An 18,203-nucleotide genomic window follows, 5' to 3' on the forward strand; every position below is an offset into this window, starting at 1 on the left:
TATTAAACGTCAAGGTTTTTTAAAACCAATGGAAAGCTTCCCGTATTCGGGACGCTTTTTTTGTTTTAAGCCAATTTATTTTATTCAGTAAAGGTAAAAAACAACGATTTATATTCCCAAAATATGGAAACAAACAAGCCTGTAAAAATTGTTGCAGCAATAAATTTCAAAAAAGAGGAGGTTAAAAAACCAATAAAAGAGCCAAAAGCTGCTTTTAAAGCCTTATTAGAATTTTTTTCTTGTATCATTTCTCCAATATAAGCACCAGCAAAGGGGCCAATTATAATTCCAAAAGGGCCTAAAAATAGAATTCCAATAATTAATCCTACCATTGTACCTATAACCCCATACCTTGTGCCTCCAAATTTTTTAGTACCCATTGCTGGAATAAAATAATCTATAATCCATATTACAACTGCAATACTAAGTGTAATACCTAAAAAAGTCCAATTCATGGGTACAATACTTGTTAAATGTAATAGTAGTAAACCAAACCAACTTGTTAGAGGACCAGGTAGTACTGGTAAAAATGAGCCAATAATACCTAATAAAGCAAATAGAAACCCTATAATTAAGAGAAAAATGTCCATACGCTAATTTAGCATTTCGAATGCTATTTAAAAAATATTAGCTATTAATTTTTATAATTAATAACTAAAAAATTAGTTTAAACTAAATATTTAGTTATATTTGTATTATAAAACTAAAAACTTAGTTGAAAAATGAACAAACAATTAACAAAAGCAGAAGAGCAATTAATGCAAGTTTTGTGGGAATTGAATGAAGCATCTGTTCAGGAAATTATTAACAAGCTGCCCAATCCTAAACCTGCTTACAATACGGTTTCTACAATAATAAGAATTTTAGAAACTAAAAATTTTGTATCTCATAAAGCAAAAGGAAGAGGTTATATTTATTTTCCTTTGATTCAAAAAACTGATTATAGCAATCAGAGTTTACACAAATTGGTTGACAGTTATTTTGGGGGTTCTTTTAAAAATATGGTGTCATTTTTTGTTGATAAAAATGATGTTGATTTAAAAGAACTAGAAACAATTTTAGAAGCTATAAACGAAAAAAAATCAAATAAATGATAAACTATATACTACAAGTAATCCTTTTTCAGGCGTTGTTTTTAGCGGTATACGATTTGTTTTTACAAAAGGAAACATTTTTTAAGTGGAATCGGTTTTACTTATTGAGTACACCTGTTTTATCTTTCATACTGCCATTATTAAAGTTTAAAAGTATCCAAGAAACAATTCCTCAAGAATATATTGTTCAATTACCAACAGTATTTTTGAATCCGCAAGCGGTTATTGAACAAACTGTTCAAAGTGGTTCTACACTAAATTATATATCAATAATATTTTTTGTTGGACTTTCTTTTTTTGCGTTATTGTTTTTAATTAAACTGACTAAAATATTACAATTAATTATAACTAATAAAGTAATTAAAAAACAACATTACTCTTTAGTTGTGCTGGAAAAGAAACAATCTGCTTTCTCATTTTTCAATTATATATTTATAAATGAGCATCTTTTAAAAAGTGAAGATTTACAAATAATTAAACACGAATTAATACACTGTAAACAAAATCATACACTTGATTTATTGTTTTTTGAAATCTTAAAAATAGTATTATGGTTCAATCCATTAGTTTATGTGTATCAAAAGCGAATTACCTTATTACACGAATATATTTCTGATGCTGAGGTAGTGTTAGAAACCAATAAAAAAATGTATTTCAATAAGTTGTTGTCTGAAACTTTTAATGTTGAAAATATTTCGTTTATCAATCAATTTTTTAAACATTCATTAATTAAAAAAAGAATAGTTATGATTACAAAAGAAAAATCAAAAAGAATGAAACAGTTAAAGTATTTATTAATAGTGCCTTTGTTGTTGGGTATGCTTGTTTATGTGTCATGCTCTAATGATTCTCAAATGGATATTGAACAGGTTGAGAAAGTTTTAAATAAAGAGAACAGTATTTCAGAAGGAAAGTATTTTGAAGGTGAAAATGGGTTTAAAATGTTTCTAGGCACACATTTAGTGGGAGAAGTAGTTTCTATCGAGGAATATACAGAAAAAGAGAAGGCTGTTTTTAATAAATTTAAGAATATTGAAAAACCTAAGCTTGATATAAGTATTATAATAAATGAAAATGGGGACAGGGTTTATTTCGCTAAAACCAAATATTTTTCTAATGTGAATAATAAAAAAATTAATGATGATGGGTCGATTCCTTTTGCAGTAATAGATGAAGTACCCATATACCCAGGTTGTGTAGGAACTAAGGATGAGTTGCGAACTTGTTTGCAAGAAAAAATAACACAAGCTATAAGTGAAAATTTCAATGTAAATTTAGCTACAGAGTTAAATCTTGAATCTGGAGTAAAAAGAATTTTTGTGATGTTTAAAATTGATAAAAATGGAAATATTGCTGATATAAAGGCAAGAGCTCCACATAAAGCATTACAAGAGGAAGCAATTAGAGTTGTAAATTTATTACCAAAAATGGTATCTGGTAAACATCATGGGGAAAATGTAGGTGTGAAGTATAGTTTACCTATTGCCTTTAAAGTTGAATAATTAAATAGTATTTGTGAAAAAGATTATAGTTACATTAATAATAGTATTGCTAGCACTAAAAACCGAAGCACAGCCTTCGGTTTTTACCATTGTAGATAGTTTATTACTTAAAGGAAATTAGCAAGAGACTTTAGTTAAGTTAGAAAATGAATACAACAAAACAGTTAAGATTTATGATAAATTGGCTCAATTTTATTTAATACAGTCTATTATGTATGGAAGAGCTGATTTGGATAAACAATTTCTTCTATCAGGTATAATAGCCAAAGAAGAATTTAATGTAAAGGTTGCAATTAAATTTTTTAAAGAGTCTGTTAAATACAATAGAAATAACCACAAAGCACTATTTCAATTGGCGTTAACTTCTGATACATATTATAAGGATAAAAAAATAGCGTTTAAACATTATCAAAATTTTATTCAAAGGTTTGAAGGTGAAAACAAAAAATTGACTTTATATGCAAAAAATAGAATTAAAGAGATAAAAAAAGAATACTTTATTAAAGGTGAAATTGTTGAGTAACATAAAATGTTGTATTTTCACTTGTGGAAATAAATACATATGTTAAAACAATTAGTTGCTTTATTATTTTTGATGTCATTATTGGTATCGTGTTCTTATTTTGAAAAAAAATTAGAAAGAAAACCTATACAAGAAGTAGATACTATTGTTGATTTTAGTACTGTTGACGCTTTTCCATTATTTCCTAATTGTAAAGATATTCCATCACGAAGGAAGCAGCAAATTTGTTTTCAACTAGAGATGTCACAGTATATTTATGCATTTTTAAAACAATTTAAACTAAATGCCAAAGAAAAGGTGAATGATACCGTATTGGTAAAATTAAAAGTCAATATTTTAGGTGAAACAAGCCTTTCAAGTATTCAAATTTCTAAAGAAACAAAAGAATTACTTCCAAATTTAGATAGCTTAATAAAGACAAGTTTACAGAGTTTACCAACATTACAGCCTGCAATAAAACGAAATATGCCGGTTACTACAGAATTTACGTTGCCAATAATATTAAAAAATTAAAATTAATTATTTAACATTTTCCACAAGGTATCTTTTAGTTCAACTAAACCTTGTTGTGCAATAGATGAAATAAAAATAGTTTCAATTCCTTTAGGTAAATCACTTTTAATTTCGTCTTTCAATTCATCATCTAACATATCCGATTTTGAGATCGCTAATAGCCTACTTTTATCTAAAAGTTCAGGATTGTGTTTTTTGAGTTCATTTAGTAAAATAGCATATTCTTTTTGAATATCATCTGAATCAGCAGGTATTAAAAACAGTAAGGTTGAATTTCTTTCAATATGACGTAAAAATCGGTGTCCAAGTCCTTTTCCTTCAGCTGCACCTTCAATTATACCGGGAATATCAGCCATTACGAATGTTTGAAAATCTCTATATTTCACAATTCCTAAATTAGGTTTTAGAGTTGTAAATGCATAGTCTGCAATTTTAGGTTTTGCAGCGGTAAGTACTGAAAGTAGTGTAGATTTTCCGGCATTTGGGAATCCAACCAAGCCAACATCAGCCAATAATTTTAATTCTAATTGAAACCATCCTTCTTTACCATCAATTCCAGGTTGTGCATATCGTGGCGTTTGATTTGTAGCCGATCTAAAGTTCCAGTTTCCAAGGCCACCCATTCCACCTTCTAATAAAATTTGTTCAGTGTTTTCAGTAGTAATTTCAAAAAGTATTTCTTGAGTTTCACTATCCCTAACAATAGTTCCTAAAGGAACATCAATATAAACATCTCCACCATCTTTTCCTGTACTTCGTGATTTACTACCATGGCCTCCATGTTCAGCTCTAAAATGCTTGTTAAATTTCAAGTGATATAAGGTCCATAAATTGGGGTTGGCTCGTAAAATTACGTGTCCACCACGTCCACCATCCCCACCATCTGGGCCTCCTTTGGTAATGTATTTTTCTCTATGTAAATGCACAGAGCCTCCACCACCTTTTCCAGAACAGGCATAAATTTTTGTATAATCAACAAAATTCCCTTCAGTCATTAGTAATAATATTAAATATTAAGTTAGAGAATATTAATATAATAAAAAATATTCTTATAAGTTATCAATTATTTTGGATAATCGTAAAGTAATTTCATGAATAGTTCCCACTCCATTAATTCCAAAATATTTATTTTGGGCTTGATAGTAATCTTTTAAAATTTCAGTTTTTGTACTGTATTCGTTAAAACGATTACGAATTTTTGCTTCATCTTGGTCATCAGGTCTTCCACTAGTTTTACCTCGTTCTAATAAGCGTTCAACCAAAATATTTTCTGGAACTTCAAGGGCTACCATTCCATTAACTATTTCGCCTTTTTCAGCTAAAAACTTGTCAAGCGCTCTTGCCTGTAATTCTGTTCTTGGAAAGCCATCAAAAATAAATCCATTAGAACCAATATTTTTTTCAACTTCAGCTTTTAGCATTTTTATGGTAACTTCATCAGGTACCAAATTTCCTTTATCCATATACCATTGGGCAAGTTTTCCTAGCTTTGTTTTATTTTTAATATGATGCCTAAAAACATCTCCTGTTGAAATATGAACAAGATTATATTTTTCTTTTAACAATTTAGCTTGAGTCCCTTTTCCTACGCCTGGAGGTCCAAATAAAACAATATTTTTTAGTTTTGGGTTAGCTGTAAGTTGGTATATATCTGAAAGGTTTCTCCCTATGCCATTGTAGTCTAAACCATAACCAACTATAAATTTATTGGGTATTGAAATGCCAATATAATCTACAGGTAAATCTTTTTTAAATACGTCTGGTTTAAAGAATAAAGTAGCAATTTTGAGTTGTTTCACTTTTTTATTTCTAAAAATTTTATAGATTTCTTGAAGTGTATTTCCCGTATCAATAATATCTTCTAAAATTACAACTGTTCTTCCTTCTAAATTTTCATTTAAGCCAACTAATTCTTTAATATTACCGGTAGAATTTGTTCCTTCATAAGAGGATAATTTAACAAATGAAACTTCACAATTACCTGTATATTTTCTCACAAAATCAGCAACAAACATAAAACTTCCATTTAGAATACCTATAAATAATGGGTTTTCATCTTTGCAATCTTCATAAACTTGTTTTACTAGTTGTTCTATTGCTTCTGTTATTTTTTTTTCAGAAATATATGTTTTAAAATATTTATCGTGTAGTTTAATAATACTCATGGGCATCAATTTATTACAAATTTAAGAATCAATAAAGAATAATAGATTTTATTTTGAATTTATTTGCTAATTTGAAATACAAAAACCGTTTTGACAATTCAAAACGGTTTTTGATAGTTAGGTTATATATTTTTAGTTCTTTTTGTTTAATTTTTTTACAGAATCATACAATATTGGAGAGGCAATAAAAAGAGATGAATATGTACCAACAATAATACCTATAATTAATGCGAACATAAATCCTTTTATAGAATCTCCTCCAAATAAGAATATGGCAAATAACACTACCAATGTTGTTAATGAGGTATTTATTGTTCTTCCTAATGTTGTACTTAAGGCTTTGTCAATTACTTTTGAAAATTTCCAAGTAGTGTGAGTATTTGCAAATTCACGAATTCTATCAAAAACAATAACGGTATCATTAATTGAGTACCCTAAAACAGTTAAAATAGCGGCAATAAAAGATTGTCCAATTTCCATGTCAAAAGGTAAAATCTTGTTAAATATAGAGAAAATTCCAATTACAATTAATACATCATGGAACAATGCTGCAACAGCACCTAGGCTGTATTGCCACTTTCTAAATCTAAATAGGATGTATAAGAATATAACTAATAAGGAACCTAGAATAGCCCAGCCCGCAGCAGTTTTAATATCATCAGCAATTGTTGGTTCTACTTTAATAGAACTTAAAATACCAGTTGTTTTTACACCACCATAACCTGGCTTAAATGCCTCTAATGTTACATCTGCTGGAATGTACTTTTTTAATCCTTTATACAACAAACTTTGTACTTCATTATCAACATGATTTCCTTCTTCATCTATTTTATATTTCGTAGTAATTTTTAATTGGTTTGAGGCTCCGTATGTTTTTACTTCTGGTGCACTTCCAAAAACATCTTTCAAACTTTCAGAGACATCTGTTGCACTCATAGGCTTTTCAAACTTTACAACATAAGATCTACCTCCAACAAAATCAACACCATAATTTAACCCTTTTGTAAATAACGAACTTAACCCTATAATGATAAAAATACTTGAAATTATATACGCAATTTTACGTTTTTTCAAGAATTCAACATCAATATTTGTAAACCAATTTTTAGTAATATTTGTATTGAAGGTGAATTTTTTTCCTTTTGCAGCGTACCAATCAATTAATAGTCTAGTAATAAATACGGCTGAAAATAGTGAAGTTGCAATACCAACCATTAATGTATATGCAAAACCTTTAACAGGGCCGGTACCAAATACGTATAGAATAATACCCGTAAGCATTGTTGTTATATTTGCATCAACAATTGCAGACAATGCACCTTTAAAGCTAAACCCGTATGATATAGCTGCTTTAAGTGCTTTTCCTTTATTTAATTCTTCTTTAATTCTTTCAAAAATAATTACGTTTGCATCAACAGACATACCTATTGTTAAAATAATACCTGCAATACCTGGTAAGGTTAATACAGCACCAAATGCTGTTAAAATACCAAAAATGAATAAAAGGTTGGTTGCTAAAGCAATATCGGCAATTGCACCTGCTTTACCATAGTAGAAAATCATCCAAAGTAAAATTAATAATAGAGCCAATCCAAAAGAACTCATACTACTATCAATTGCTTTTTGCCCCAGTGATGGCCCAACAATTGCTTTTTGTATAATATGTGCAGCAGCTGGTAATTTACCAGCTTTTAAAACATTTGCAATGTCTTGTGCTTCACTAACAGTCATGCTTCCACCAGAAATGGAAGTTCTACCTGTTGTAATTGGTGTATTAACTCTTGGAGCAGTATAAACGTAATCATCTAATACAACGGCTACAAATTTACCAACATTCTCGGTAGTCATTTTACCCCATTGTTTTGAGCCAATTGCATTCATTGTCATACTAACTTCGGGCTTTCCTGTTTGCCCGTATTCCTGACTAGCATCATCAATTACATCACCTTCAATAGGGGCAACATCTTCTCGGTTAGATTTTATACCATATAATGAGATTCTATCTACATTTTCATTTGTTGTAAAATCGGTCGAAGCAAAAGGTTTTGCATCCCAAAGAAATTTAATATATTTCATTTCATTAGGCAATTGAGCTCTAACACTTTTCATTGCTAAATAAGCATTTACCTTGGCAGTATCTGATACTTTAGCATTTCCTATAACTGATGATATTTGATCCTCGGATTGAGGAATGCTAGGTGTAAATACAGAAAATAAATTAGCTGTTTTTTTGGTGGCTAAAGAATCAGACACCTCTCCTAATAAGTCTTCTAAATTATCATTTTTAACTAAAGTGGTATCTGCTTTTGTTTGCTCTTTTAAAAAGTTCTCAATAACATTGTTTGCTGCAAAAAAGAAATTAGCAGTTTCTTGGTTTGAATAAACTTCCCAAAATTGTAATTCAGCAGTGCTTTGTAGTAATCTTTCAACTCGATCAATATCTTTAGCTCCAGGTAATTCTATTAAAATACGACCAGAATTCCCAATACGTTGAATATTTGGTTGTGTAACACCAAATTTATCTATACGACTACGTAAAACTTCAAAGGCGGTATTTATTGAACCAGTAACTTCATCTTCAATAATTGGTTTTACTTCTTCATCAGTAAGTTTAAAATTAATTTTTTCGCGTAATGATTTATTTCCAAAAATACTTGGATCACTTAATTTAACAGTACCGTTACTTGCTTTTTCAAATTCATTATAAAATAAATCTAAAAAAGTTTTATCACTATTTTTTTGGGCTTCTGTAGCTTTAGCTAAAGCTTCATTAAACACAGGGTTTTTAGAATTGTTAGATAAGCCAATTAAAATATCTTTAACAGATACTTGTAATATGGCATTAATACCTCCTTTAAGGTCTAAACCTAAATTTAATTCCTTATTTTTGATATCATTATAGGTAAATTTTGCAAAACCTAAATCAATAATTGGTTTATTTGCTATAGAATCTAAATAGTATCCCTCTAATTTCGCTATTTCCTTACCATCATTAGATTTAGATTCAGCATATGTTTTTGCTTTGTCTTCAACGCCATTTGTAAACCAAGTGAATGATAATTGATATAAACTCACTAATCCGAATAGAATAGCAAATAACTTTATAAGTCCTTTGTTTTGCATCTTAATTTTTTTTATAATAATTCATTTGTAATAAACGTGCAAATATATAATTTCAAACAGGAACTAACAATTCTTTTTTTGTTTTTATACTTATAAATTAATACATGGTCAATTATTTAAATTCTGAAGTATGAATTTTATATATTTGTATCCTAAATTTTTTTAAAAATGAAACATTTATCTGATATAGAAATAGCACAAGGAAAAGAGCTTATACATATTAAAGAAATAGGGGCGAAATTAGGAATTAAAGAAGATGATTTAGAGTTGTATGGAAAATACAAAGCTAAGCTACCTTTACATTTAATTGATGAAGAAAAAATTAAACTAAATAATTTAGTTTTAGTTACAGCAATTACTCCAACGCCAGCAGGAGAGGGAAAAACAACAGTTTCTATAGGGTTAACAGAAGGGTTAAACAAAATAGGAAAACAAGCAACAGCGGTCTTGAGAGAGCCGTCATTAGGGCCTGTTTTTGGAATTAAAGGAGGTGCAGCTGGAGGTGGGTATTCTCAAGTAGTTCCAATGGAAGACATTAACTTACATTTTACAGGTGATTTTAATGCAATTGAAAAAGCAAATAATTTACTTTCAGCTTTAATTGATAATAATTTACAAAGTAAGTGTTGTAATTTTAATTTAGATCCTAGAGCAATTTTTTGGAAACGTGTTATTGATATGAATGATAGGTCTTTGCGTAAAATAACTATTGGCTTAGGAGGTACCGCAAATGGTATTCCTAGAGAAGATGGTTTTAATATTACACCTGCTTCTGAAGTGATGGCTATTTTGTGTATGGCTACTAATTTTAAAGACTTAAAAGAGCGTTTGGGAGATATTTTTGTGGGATTTACATTTGATAAAAAACCAATTTTTGCACGTGATTTAAAAGCGGAAAACGCAATGGCAATTTTATTAAAAGATGCTATAAAACCTAATTTAGTACAAACTTTAGAAGAAAACCCAGCAATTATTCACGGAGGTCCATTTGCAAATATAGCTCAAGGAACGAATACAATTATTGCTACTAAAATGGGATTGTCATTATCTAATTACGTAATTACTGAAGCAGGTTTTGGAGCTGATTTAGGAGCTGAGAAATTTTTAAATATTAAATGTGTGGCTGCAGATTTAAATCCAAAAGCAGTAGTTTTAGTTGCTACAATTAGAGCTTTGCGCCATCATGGAGGAGCAAAAAAAGAAGAGTTAAACAACCCTAATATAGATTTTGTTAAAGCAGGTTTCTGTAACTTAGAAAAGCATATAGAAAATATTAGAAAATTTAATATAGAGCCTGTTGTAGCCATCAACACTTTTATAACTGATTCGCATAATGAAATTGAATTTATAATTGAGAAATGTGAAGAGTTAAATGTACAAGCAGTTGTTTCTAAAGGTTGGGAAAAAGGAGGTAATGGAACTAAAAAATTAGCTCAAGCCGTTGTAAATGTTGTTGAAGCAACAACAACTCAATTTAAACCAATTTATAACTGGAATTCTCCAGTAAAAGAAAAAATAGAAAAAATAGCCAAGGAAATTTATGGGGCAGATGCTGTAGATTTTGATAAAAAAGCAAAATTAAATTTAAAACGAATTGACCGGTTAGGATTTAATGATTTTGCAATTTGTATGGCTAAAACACAAAAATCTTTTTCAGATAATGAATTTTTGGTAGGAAGGCCAAAAGATTTTGTTGTGACGGTTCGTGAAATTGAAATTGCTGCTGGAGCTAGATTTATTATCCCAATATTAGGACAAATGATGCGTATGCCAGGATTGCCAGGTGTACCTGCTTCTGAAGGAATGACAATAGATGATGATGGTGTAATTTCTGGATTGTCTTAAAAATAGGAACATCAATTTAAAAAGCCTTGCTTTAAACAAGGCTTTTTAAATTGATGTTTAAATATGTTAACCTAATAGGCCATTTGTTTTTTTAACGGCTGCAGCACTTTCTTGTAATTTTGCTTTTTCAGCATCGGTTAATTCAAGTTCTACAATTTTTTCAATACCATTTCTACCTAAAATACAAGGAACACCTATTGAAATGTCATTTAACCCATATTCACCTTCTAGTAAGGCAGAGCAAGGGAACATTTTTTTAGAGTCTAAAGCAATAGCTTTAACTAATTCAGAAACAGCAGCTCCTGGAGCGTACCAAGCACTTGTTCCTAACATTTTTGTTAAAGTAGCTCCACCAACTTTAGTGTCTGCAGCAACCTGTTCTAATCTTTCTTCAGATAAAAATATAGAAACAGGTAAGCTATTTCTAACAGCAAAGCGAGTTAAAGGAATCATACCAGTATCGCTATGACCTCCAATTACCATTCCATTAACGTCAGATGCTGGACATTCTAAGGCTTCAGCTAAACGGTATTTAAAACGAGCACTGTCAAGTGCGCCTCCCATTCCAATAATTCTGTTTTTAGGAATCCCTAAAGATTTATGAGCTAAGTAAGCCATAGTGTCCATAGGGTTGCTTACTACTATAATAATAACATTTGGAGAGTGTTTAATTAAACTTTCAGCAACAGATTTTACAATACCTGCATTTATACCAATCAATTCTTCACGTGTCATTCCTGGTTTTCTTGGAATACCACTGGTTATAACAGCAATATCACTATTTGCTGTTTTAGAATAATCATTTGTTGAGCCAGTTATTTTAGTGTCAAAACCCATTAAAGATGCTGTTTGCATAAGGTCCATTGCTTTACCTTCAGCATAATTTTCTTTAATGTCAATGATTACTACTTCTGACGCGAAATTTTTTACGGCAATGTACTGTGCGCAACTTGCACCAACAGCACCTGCACCTACTACTGTAACTTTCATTATATTGTGTTGTTTATTTATAAATAATGTTAGTTTCAAAATTACAAATTTTTAAATCAAAAAGGTGTAATATTTATAACAAAAAAAGGATTGTTGAAAACAATCCTAAGATATAGTATATTTAATTTTTTTATCTAAAACTAAAAGCAATTCCAGCAGTAACGGTATTGTATTCTTTAATAGTATAATCTCCATAAAATTTAAAGAATCCTAAATTTAATCTCGCACCTAAAGTCCCACGAACTCCATTAGCATTGAAATCCATATTTATAGGATCTGTTACAGAATCTGTAACAGTGATATTCGTATTTTCCAATGTATACTCTAATTGGTAGGTTCCTTTTATTTTTAAGGTTGAAGTACCTTTATCGTATCCAACACCTCCATAAAGTGTTATTATTGGAAAATCTAATGATGCAATTGCTTGTACAGTATAGGTGCTTAAATTAAAACTAGCTTCTTGATTATTTCCAGCAAGCGTGCTAACATTTTGTAAATTATAGGTAGATGACATAGTTGTGTACCCTGCAAATAAGGCTACGTTTAATGGGAGTTTATCTAAAAGTCCTAAATATTGCATTAAATTATGTTTAATACCAACACCAAACATATTCCCTTCAACGTCAGTTGTATTGATTGAAGGTAAAAATCGAATACTTACGTCTGTACTAAAAGGCATTCCAATACTTGCTTGAATAACTGGTGAGGGTACGGCGTTTAAAGGTAAATCGCCTCCCACACCATCAGGCATATCAAAATCAGCAACTTTATAGCCATTAGCTTCAGGAATTCGAACACCAATTTTGCTGTTATTATTTGAACCCATAATTGTTTGAATATTACTATCTCCGCTTTCGAGTGTTAAATATTGATAGTCATTTGCATTAAAAGAGAATGCTCTAGAAGATTTAGGGACAATTGCAACATTTACATTGAAAGAGATATCAAATCCAAGTTTTTTATGTGTTTTTGCAGTTGAATACCATCCGTCATTCAAACTATAGGCCATCCCATTCATTATAGGTGACATATAATTTTGGAATAACAAGGAAGCATCATCACTAGCTAGTAATAGTATATCTAAATTTTGAGCCTTAATATTAAGGCTTAAGATAAAAAACAGAAAGAGGCTTAATTTTTTCATAAAAGGGGTTTAAAATTAAGTTAAAGATATAAATATACTGTTAATAATCAAAAAAACCACTTGAAAAAGTGGTTTTTTTTTAATTATATGTTATACTTATTATTAAGCATCAATATTTGCATATTTAGCATTTTTTTCTATAAACTCTCTACGTGGAGGTACTTCATCTCCCATTAACATAGAAAAAACTCTATCGGCTTCAGTTAAATTATCAATAAAAACCTGTCTTAAAGTTCTAAATTCGGGGTTCATAGTTGTATCCCAAAGTTGTGTGGCATTCATTTCACCAAGACCTTTGTAGCGTTGTATAGATGATCCACTACCCAATTTTAAAGAAATTAAATCACGTTGGTCATCACTCCAAGCGTATTCTTTTTTCTGGCCCTTTTTAACTAAATATAAAGGAGGAGTAGCTATAAAAATATGTCCATTTTCAATCAATTCTTTCATATATCTAAAAAAGAATGTGAGAATTAGTGTTGCAATATGGCTACCATCAACATCGGCATCACACATAATTACTATTTTATTGTAACGAAGTTTAGATAAGTTTAAAGCTCTTGGATCTTCTTCAGTTCCAATAGAAACACCTAAAGCAGTATACATATTTTTTATCTCTTCATTTTCAAAAACTTTATGTTGCATTGCTTTTTCAACATTTAAGATTTTACCTCTTAGTGGTAAAATAGCTTGAAAAGCTCTATCTCTCCCTTGTTTTGCTGTACCACCTGCAGAATCTCCCTCAACTAAAAAAATTTCACATTTTTCAGGGTCTGTTTCAGAACAATCACTTAATTTACCTGGTAAGCCTCCAATAGACATTACTGTTTTACGTTGAACCATTTCACGTGCTTTACGTGCAGCATGGCGGGCTGTTGCCGCTAAAATTACTTTTTGAACAATGATTTTGGCATCATTTGGATTTTCTTCCAAATAATTGGTTAGCATTTCTGATACTGATTGACTTACAGCAGAAGTTACTTCTCTATTTCCTAATTTTGTTTTTGTTTGTCCTTCAAATTGAGGTTCGGCAACTTTAACGGAAATAATTGCTGTTAAACCTTCACGAAAATCGTCTCCAGCAATATCAAATTTAAGTTTGTCTAACATGCCAGAAGATTCAGCATACTTTTTTAAAGTATTTGTTAAGCCTCGTCTAAAACCTGATAGGTGTGTACCTCCTTCGTGTGTATTGATATTGTTTACGTATGAGTGTAAATTTTCAGTATATGACGTGTTGTAAACCATAGCAACTTCAACAGGAACGCCATTTTTTTCACCTTCCATTGCTATAACGCTAGAGGTAAGTTGTTCTCTTGTGGCATCCAAGTATCTTATAAATTCAGGAAGCCCTTCATCACTATAATATTTTTCAGTAGGAAAATTACCTTCTTCATCTGTAGTTCTTTTATCAGTTAAGGTAAGAGCTACTCCTTTGTTAAGGAAAGAAAGTTCACGTAACCTTGTGGCTAGCGTATCAAAACTAAATTCAATTGTTTGAGTAAAAATACTGGTATCAGGTAAAAACGTAACCATTGTTCCTTTATCATTACTTTCTCCAATAATTTTGGTAGGGTATAACGCTTTTCCTCTCTCATATTCTTGTTCCCAAATTTTGCCATCTATATAAACAGTAGCCCTTAAATGTCTAGAAAGAGCATTTACAACAGAAACACCTACCCCGTGTAAACCACCAGATACTTTATAAGAATCTTTATCAAATTTACCACCCGCTCCAATTTTGGTCATTACAACTTCAAGTGCAGAAACACCTTCTTTTTTATGTATTCCTACAGGAATACCACGACCATTATCTTTAACGGATATTGAATTATTTTCATTAATTATAACATCAATTGTATCACAATGACCTGCCATAGCCTCATCAATGGAGTTGTCAACCACTTCATAAACTAAATGGTGCAAACCTCTTATGCTAACATCTCCAATATACATAGATGGACGCATACGTACATGTTCCATTCCTTCTAAAGCCTGAATACTATCGGCTGAATAATCATTTTTTTTAATTTCTTCGCTCATATTAAAAAGGGTATTATACTAATAAATATTAAGACAAATATAACAAAATAGAGGCTTAATTAAAATAGCCTTAAAGTTGTGAGAGCACAAGTTATTAACAAGTTGTTTATTTTTAAAAGTCTCTTAGAGGGTCTAAAAAACCTCTTAAAACAAATTTCAGAGATGAATGAATTTGGGAGATATTCAAAAATAAATAAAGTTGCTTAAAAGGATTTATTTAGTCTGGTTAAAACAATTTATTTATTGCTGTGAAGTTACATTTAATCGAATTAAAAATTAAAAAAGTATATTTAAGCACAATAAATAAAAATAAAAAGTTGTGATTAAAAAAATTTTAAGTTTACTATTGTTTGCAATAATTATTTCTTGCAACAGTACCAACCAAACTACAAAAATTGTAGATGTAAAAAAAGTAGCAGAAAAAGTTGAAAATTTAAACACTAGTTTAATTCCAGATGATCCATCAGTAATTAGAGGAACTTTAAGCAATGGTATAAAATACTATATTAAAAACAATGGAAAGCCTGAAGATAAAGTAGAATTAAGGTTAGTTGTTAACGCAGGTTCTATACTAGAAGATGATGACCAACAAGGTTTAGCGCATTTTATGGAGCATATGAATTTCAATGGAACTAAAAACTTTAAGAAAAATGAATTAGTAGACTATCTTCAGAGTATTGGAGTTAAGTTTGGAATGCATTTAAACGCATATACAAGTTTTGACGAAACGGTATATATATTACCTATTCCAAGTGATGATAAGGATAAATTAGAAAAAGGATTTCAAATTCTTGAAGATTGGGCTTTTAATGCTTTATTGACTGATGAAGAGATTAATAAAGAAAGAGGTGTAGTTCTAGAAGAATATAGGACTGGGTTAGGAGCAGAAAAAAGAATGATGAAAAACTATTTACCTAAGGTATTATATAATTCTAAGTATGCAAAACGGTTACCAATTGGTAAGAAAGAAATTTTAGAAAATTTTAAACCTGACGTATTAAGACGTTTTCATAAAGATTGGTACAGGCCAGATTTGATGGCTGTTATTGCGGTTGGAGATGTTGATGTAACTACTTTAGAAGCTAAAATAAAAGCGCATTTTGATAAGCCAAATAAAAATAAAAATCCAAGATACCGTGAAATTTTTGGAGACGAAAATCATAAAGAAACTTTTGTGGCAATAGTGTCTGATAAAGAAGCTATGTTTAGCCAAGTTGAGTTGATGTATAAAAATCCAAAGATTAAAACAACGGATAACACTATTAAAGGAGCTCAAAAAGAACTGTTAGAAGGGTTATTTGCCGAAATGATAAATAGTAGATTGGGAGAACTAAGAAATAATCCAAATCCACCTTTCGTGTATGGTTTTTCCTTTAATGGAGGAACTTATGTGAGAGGTAGAGAAGCGTATCAATCTATAGCAATGGCAAAAGGGACTGATTTTGTAGCAGCCTTAAAGGCATTGGTTGAAGAGAATGAGAGAGTTAAGCGGTATGGTTTTCAACAAGAAGAGTTTGAACGAGCAAAAAAAAGTATGTTGGCAAGAATTGAAAAGAGGTATCAAAATAGGGCTAAACAAGAGTCAAAAAGGTTAATAAACCCAATGATTGATAATTTTTTGGAAGGAGAATCTATGCCTAGTTTAGAATGGACATATAACTTTTTTAATAGTGAGCTTCCAAAAATAAAGCTTAGCGAGGTGAATGGATTGATAAAAGAATATTTACGAGACGATAATCGTGTTGTAAAACTAACAGGTAAAGAAAAAACAGTAACGGAAAAAGAAGTACTAGACTTATTAAACTTTGTAAAAACAGACACTACTATAAAACCTTATGAAGATTCAAAAGTACAAGAGTCTTTATTTACAAGTTTACCTAAGAAAGGAACAATTTTAAAAGAAGAAAAAAATGAAGAGTATGGTTTTTCTACGTTAACTTTAAGTAACGGGGCAAAAGTAATTTTCAAGAAAACAAACTTTAAAGATGATGAAGTATTGTTTAAGACCGAAAGCTACGGAGGAACATCCTTATTGAGCACAAAAGAATATTTAGAAGCGAATTTAGCTTTAAGAGGTTTGTCAGAAGCTGGTATAGCAGGGCTTAATAAAAATGATTTAAATAAATTTATGACAGGTAAAATTGTAAGGGTAAGACCTTTTATAAGTAAGTTTTTAGAAGGAATGAATGGTTCTTCAACTCCTAAAGATTTAGAAACATTGTTTCAGTTAATTCATCTTAATTTCACTCAATTAAATAAAGATAAAGAAGCGTATAATTCGTATGTTTCTAAACAAAAAGGATTTTTAGGTAATCTACTAGCAAATCCACAGTTTTATTTTCAAGATGCATTCTCTAAATATCAATATGAAGGTTATGACAGATTTACAGGCTTTCCAACTCCAGAAGCTTATGATAAATCAAACTATAATTTAGCCTATGAAATTTATCAGCAAAAATTTTCGAATGCAGGAGATTTTATTTTCTATTTTGTTGGAAATTTTGATGTAAATAAACTTAAAAAATACGCAAGTCTATATATTGCAAGTTTACCTTCAACTGAAATAAGAGAAAATTACAAGGATGATGGTTTTTTCCCAATTACAGGAAATTATAATAAAACATTTTATAGAGGAAACGATCCAAAAAGTATGGTAAATATGATTTATCGTGGTCAAGCAACATACAATAATAAAGATGGTTTGGCAATGGATGCTTTAGGAGAGATAATGTCTATCAAATTAGTAGAGAAATTAAGAGAAGAAGCATCAGGAGTTTATTCGCCAAGAGTTAGTTCAAATTTCAGTGAGTTAAATAATTCATATAGATTAAATATTTCCTTTTCTTGTGGACCTGAAAATGTTGAGAAATTGAAAGCTATTTCAGAACTTGAAATTTTAAAAATGGTAAATGAAGGGCCAAGTGAAAAAGACTTAAATAAAGCAAAAGAAGCATTTTTGTTATCGAGAAAAGAACAACTAAAAAAGAATAAATTTTGGTTAGATAATATTTCTAGTGCTAATTTCTTAAAAAAAGATATTAGCGAGTTAAAAGATTATGAGAATCAGGTACATAATTTAACTGTAAAAGATGTGCAATTTACAGCTAAAAAGTTTTTAACAAACGGAGTAGTTGTAGGAATTCTAATGCCCGAGAAGAACTAAAAAATTAAAAATATTATTTTAACGATGTTGCCTAAAAGTTGTAATTTATCTAAAATAATACTTTTAGGCAATATTTTTAAATGGTGTACTATTTTATT

The 18,203-nt window shown here is 30.0% G+C and carries 13 protein-coding genes; 6 read left to right on the forward strand and 7 right to left on the reverse strand.

The window, feature by feature from the left end:
* Positions 1 to 80 precede the first annotated feature (80 nt).
* Positions 81 to 590, reverse strand: coding sequence for a DUF456 domain-containing protein (locus Lupro_RS11490; RefSeq protein ID WP_068210407.1), 510 nt, complete (start codon positions 588 to 590; stop codon positions 81 to 83).
* A 132-nt stretch (positions 591 to 722) separates the two neighbouring features.
* On the opposite strand from Lupro_RS11490, the gene Lupro_RS11495 reads away from it, so the two are divergent.
* The 4 genes from Lupro_RS11495 to Lupro_RS11510 all read left to right on the forward strand — a co-directional run bounded on the left by Lupro_RS11495 (position 723) and on the right by Lupro_RS11510 (position 3,632).
* Positions 723 to 1,094, forward strand: a complete 372-nt coding sequence (locus tag Lupro_RS11495) for a BlaI/MecI/CopY family transcriptional regulator (RefSeq protein WP_068210408.1) — start codon at positions 723 to 725, stop codon at positions 1,092 to 1,094.
* On the forward strand, positions 1,091 to 2,596 hold the full coding sequence (locus tag Lupro_RS11500) for a M56 family metallopeptidase (protein WP_068210410.1): 1,506 nt from the start codon (positions 1,091 to 1,093) through the stop codon (positions 2,594 to 2,596). The genes Lupro_RS11495 and Lupro_RS11500 overlap by 4 nt, the downstream gene beginning before the upstream one ends.
* 211 nt (positions 2,597 to 2,807) lie before the next feature.
* Complete coding sequence (locus tag Lupro_RS11505; protein ID WP_068210413.1) at positions 2,808 to 3,119, forward strand: hypothetical protein; 312 nt, start codon at positions 2,808 to 2,810, stop codon at positions 3,117 to 3,119.
* 39 nt (positions 3,120 to 3,158) lie between these two features.
* Positions 3,159 to 3,632: a hypothetical protein gene (locus Lupro_RS11510; RefSeq protein ID WP_068210418.1), complete on the forward strand. Its 474-nt coding sequence runs from the start codon at positions 3,159 to 3,161 to the stop codon at positions 3,630 to 3,632.
* 2 nt (positions 3,633 to 3,634) lie between these two features.
* Here the strand turns inward: Lupro_RS11510 and obgE are convergent, their stop codons facing one another.
* From obgE to secDF, 3 genes are all read right to left on the reverse strand, one after another.
* Complete coding sequence (gene obgE, locus Lupro_RS11515; protein ID WP_068210421.1) at positions 3,635 to 4,627, reverse strand: GTPase ObgE; 993 nt, start codon at positions 4,625 to 4,627, stop codon at positions 3,635 to 3,637.
* Positions 4,628 to 4,681: 54 nt separating this feature from the next.
* Positions 4,682 to 5,797, reverse strand: a complete 1,116-nt coding sequence (locus Lupro_RS13325; protein ID WP_082703909.1) for an adenylate kinase — start codon at positions 5,795 to 5,797, stop codon at positions 4,682 to 4,684.
* Between the two features lie 132 nt (positions 5,798 to 5,929).
* Positions 5,930 to 8,920, reverse strand: a complete 2,991-nt coding sequence (secDF, locus tag Lupro_RS11525; RefSeq protein WP_068210425.1) for a protein translocase subunit SecDF — start codon at positions 8,918 to 8,920, stop codon at positions 5,930 to 5,932.
* Positions 8,921 to 9,088: 168 nt separating this feature from the next.
* On the opposite strand from secDF, the gene Lupro_RS11530 reads away from it, so the two are divergent.
* Positions 9,089 to 10,765, forward strand: coding sequence for a formate--tetrahydrofolate ligase (locus tag Lupro_RS11530; RefSeq protein ID WP_068210427.1), 1,677 nt, complete (start codon positions 9,089 to 9,091; stop codon positions 10,763 to 10,765).
* A 66-nt stretch (positions 10,766 to 10,831) separates the two neighbouring features.
* Here the strand turns inward: Lupro_RS11530 and mdh are convergent, their stop codons facing one another.
* The 3 genes from mdh to gyrB all read right to left on the reverse strand — a co-directional run bounded on the left by mdh (position 10,832) and on the right by gyrB (position 14,942).
* Positions 10,832 to 11,755: a malate dehydrogenase gene (mdh, locus tag Lupro_RS11535; RefSeq protein ID WP_068210428.1), complete on the reverse strand. Its 924-nt coding sequence runs from the start codon at positions 11,753 to 11,755 to the stop codon at positions 10,832 to 10,834.
* A gap of 130 nt (positions 11,756 to 11,885) precedes the next feature.
* Entirely contained in the window at positions 11,886 to 12,899 is a 1,014-nt protein-coding gene (locus Lupro_RS11540) for a DUF6588 family protein (protein WP_068210429.1), read from the reverse strand.
* A gap of 102 nt (positions 12,900 to 13,001) precedes the next feature.
* Positions 13,002 to 14,942: a DNA topoisomerase (ATP-hydrolyzing) subunit B gene (gyrB, locus tag Lupro_RS11545; RefSeq protein ID WP_068210430.1), complete on the reverse strand. Its 1,941-nt coding sequence runs from the start codon at positions 14,940 to 14,942 to the stop codon at positions 13,002 to 13,004.
* 319 nt (positions 14,943 to 15,261) lie between these two features.
* On the opposite strand from gyrB, the gene Lupro_RS11550 reads away from it, so the two are divergent.
* Entirely contained in the window at positions 15,262 to 18,105 is a 2,844-nt protein-coding gene (locus Lupro_RS11550) for a M16 family metallopeptidase (protein ID WP_099092400.1), read from the forward strand.
* Positions 18,106 to 18,203: the final 98 nt, after the last annotated feature.

It is taken from the genome of Lutibacter profundi (assembly GCF_001543325.1).
In the GTDB taxonomy this organism is placed as follows: Bacteria; Bacteroidota; Bacteroidia; order Flavobacteriales; family Flavobacteriaceae; genus Lutibacter; species Lutibacter profundi.

What these genes read in the sequence shown, in the direction of transcription:
- Lupro_RS11510 (WP_068210418.1), top strand. Translation starts at nt 3,159, where the DNA reads ATGTTAAAACAATTAGTTGCTTTATTATTTTTGATGTCATTATTGGTA.
- secDF (WP_068210425.1), bottom strand. Translation starts at nt 8,920, where the DNA reads ATGCAAAACAAAGGACTTATAAAGTTATTTGCTATTCTATTCGGATTA.
- mdh (WP_068210428.1), bottom strand. Translation starts at nt 11,755, where the DNA reads ATGAAAGTTACAGTAGTAGGTGCAGGTGCTGTTGGTGCAAGTTGCGCA.
- obgE (WP_068210421.1), bottom strand. Translation starts at nt 4,627, where the DNA reads ATGACTGAAGGGAATTTTGTTGATTATACAAAAATTTATGCCTGTTCT.
- Lupro_RS11500 (WP_068210410.1), top strand. Translation starts at nt 1,091, where the DNA reads ATGATAAACTATATACTACAAGTAATCCTTTTTCAGGCGTTGTTTTTA.
- Lupro_RS11540 (WP_068210429.1), bottom strand. Translation starts at nt 12,899, where the DNA reads ATGAAAAAATTAAGCCTCTTTCTGTTTTTTATCTTAAGCCTTAATATT.
- Lupro_RS11495 (WP_068210408.1), top strand. Translation starts at nt 723, where the DNA reads ATGAACAAACAATTAACAAAAGCAGAAGAGCAATTAATGCAAGTTTTG.
- Lupro_RS11490 (WP_068210407.1), bottom strand. Translation starts at nt 590, where the DNA reads ATGGACATTTTTCTCTTAATTATAGGGTTTCTATTTGCTTTATTAGGT.
- Lupro_RS11505 (WP_068210413.1), top strand. Translation starts at nt 2,808, where the DNA reads ATGTATGGAAGAGCTGATTTGGATAAACAATTTCTTCTATCAGGTATA.
- Lupro_RS11530 (WP_068210427.1), top strand. Translation starts at nt 9,089, where the DNA reads ATGAAACATTTATCTGATATAGAAATAGCACAAGGAAAAGAGCTTATA.
- Lupro_RS13325 (WP_082703909.1), bottom strand. Translation starts at nt 5,797, where the DNA reads ATGAGTATTATTAAACTACACGATAAATATTTTAAAACATATATTTCT.
- gyrB (WP_068210430.1), bottom strand. Translation starts at nt 14,942, where the DNA reads ATGAGCGAAGAAATTAAAAAAAATGATTATTCAGCCGATAGTATTCAG.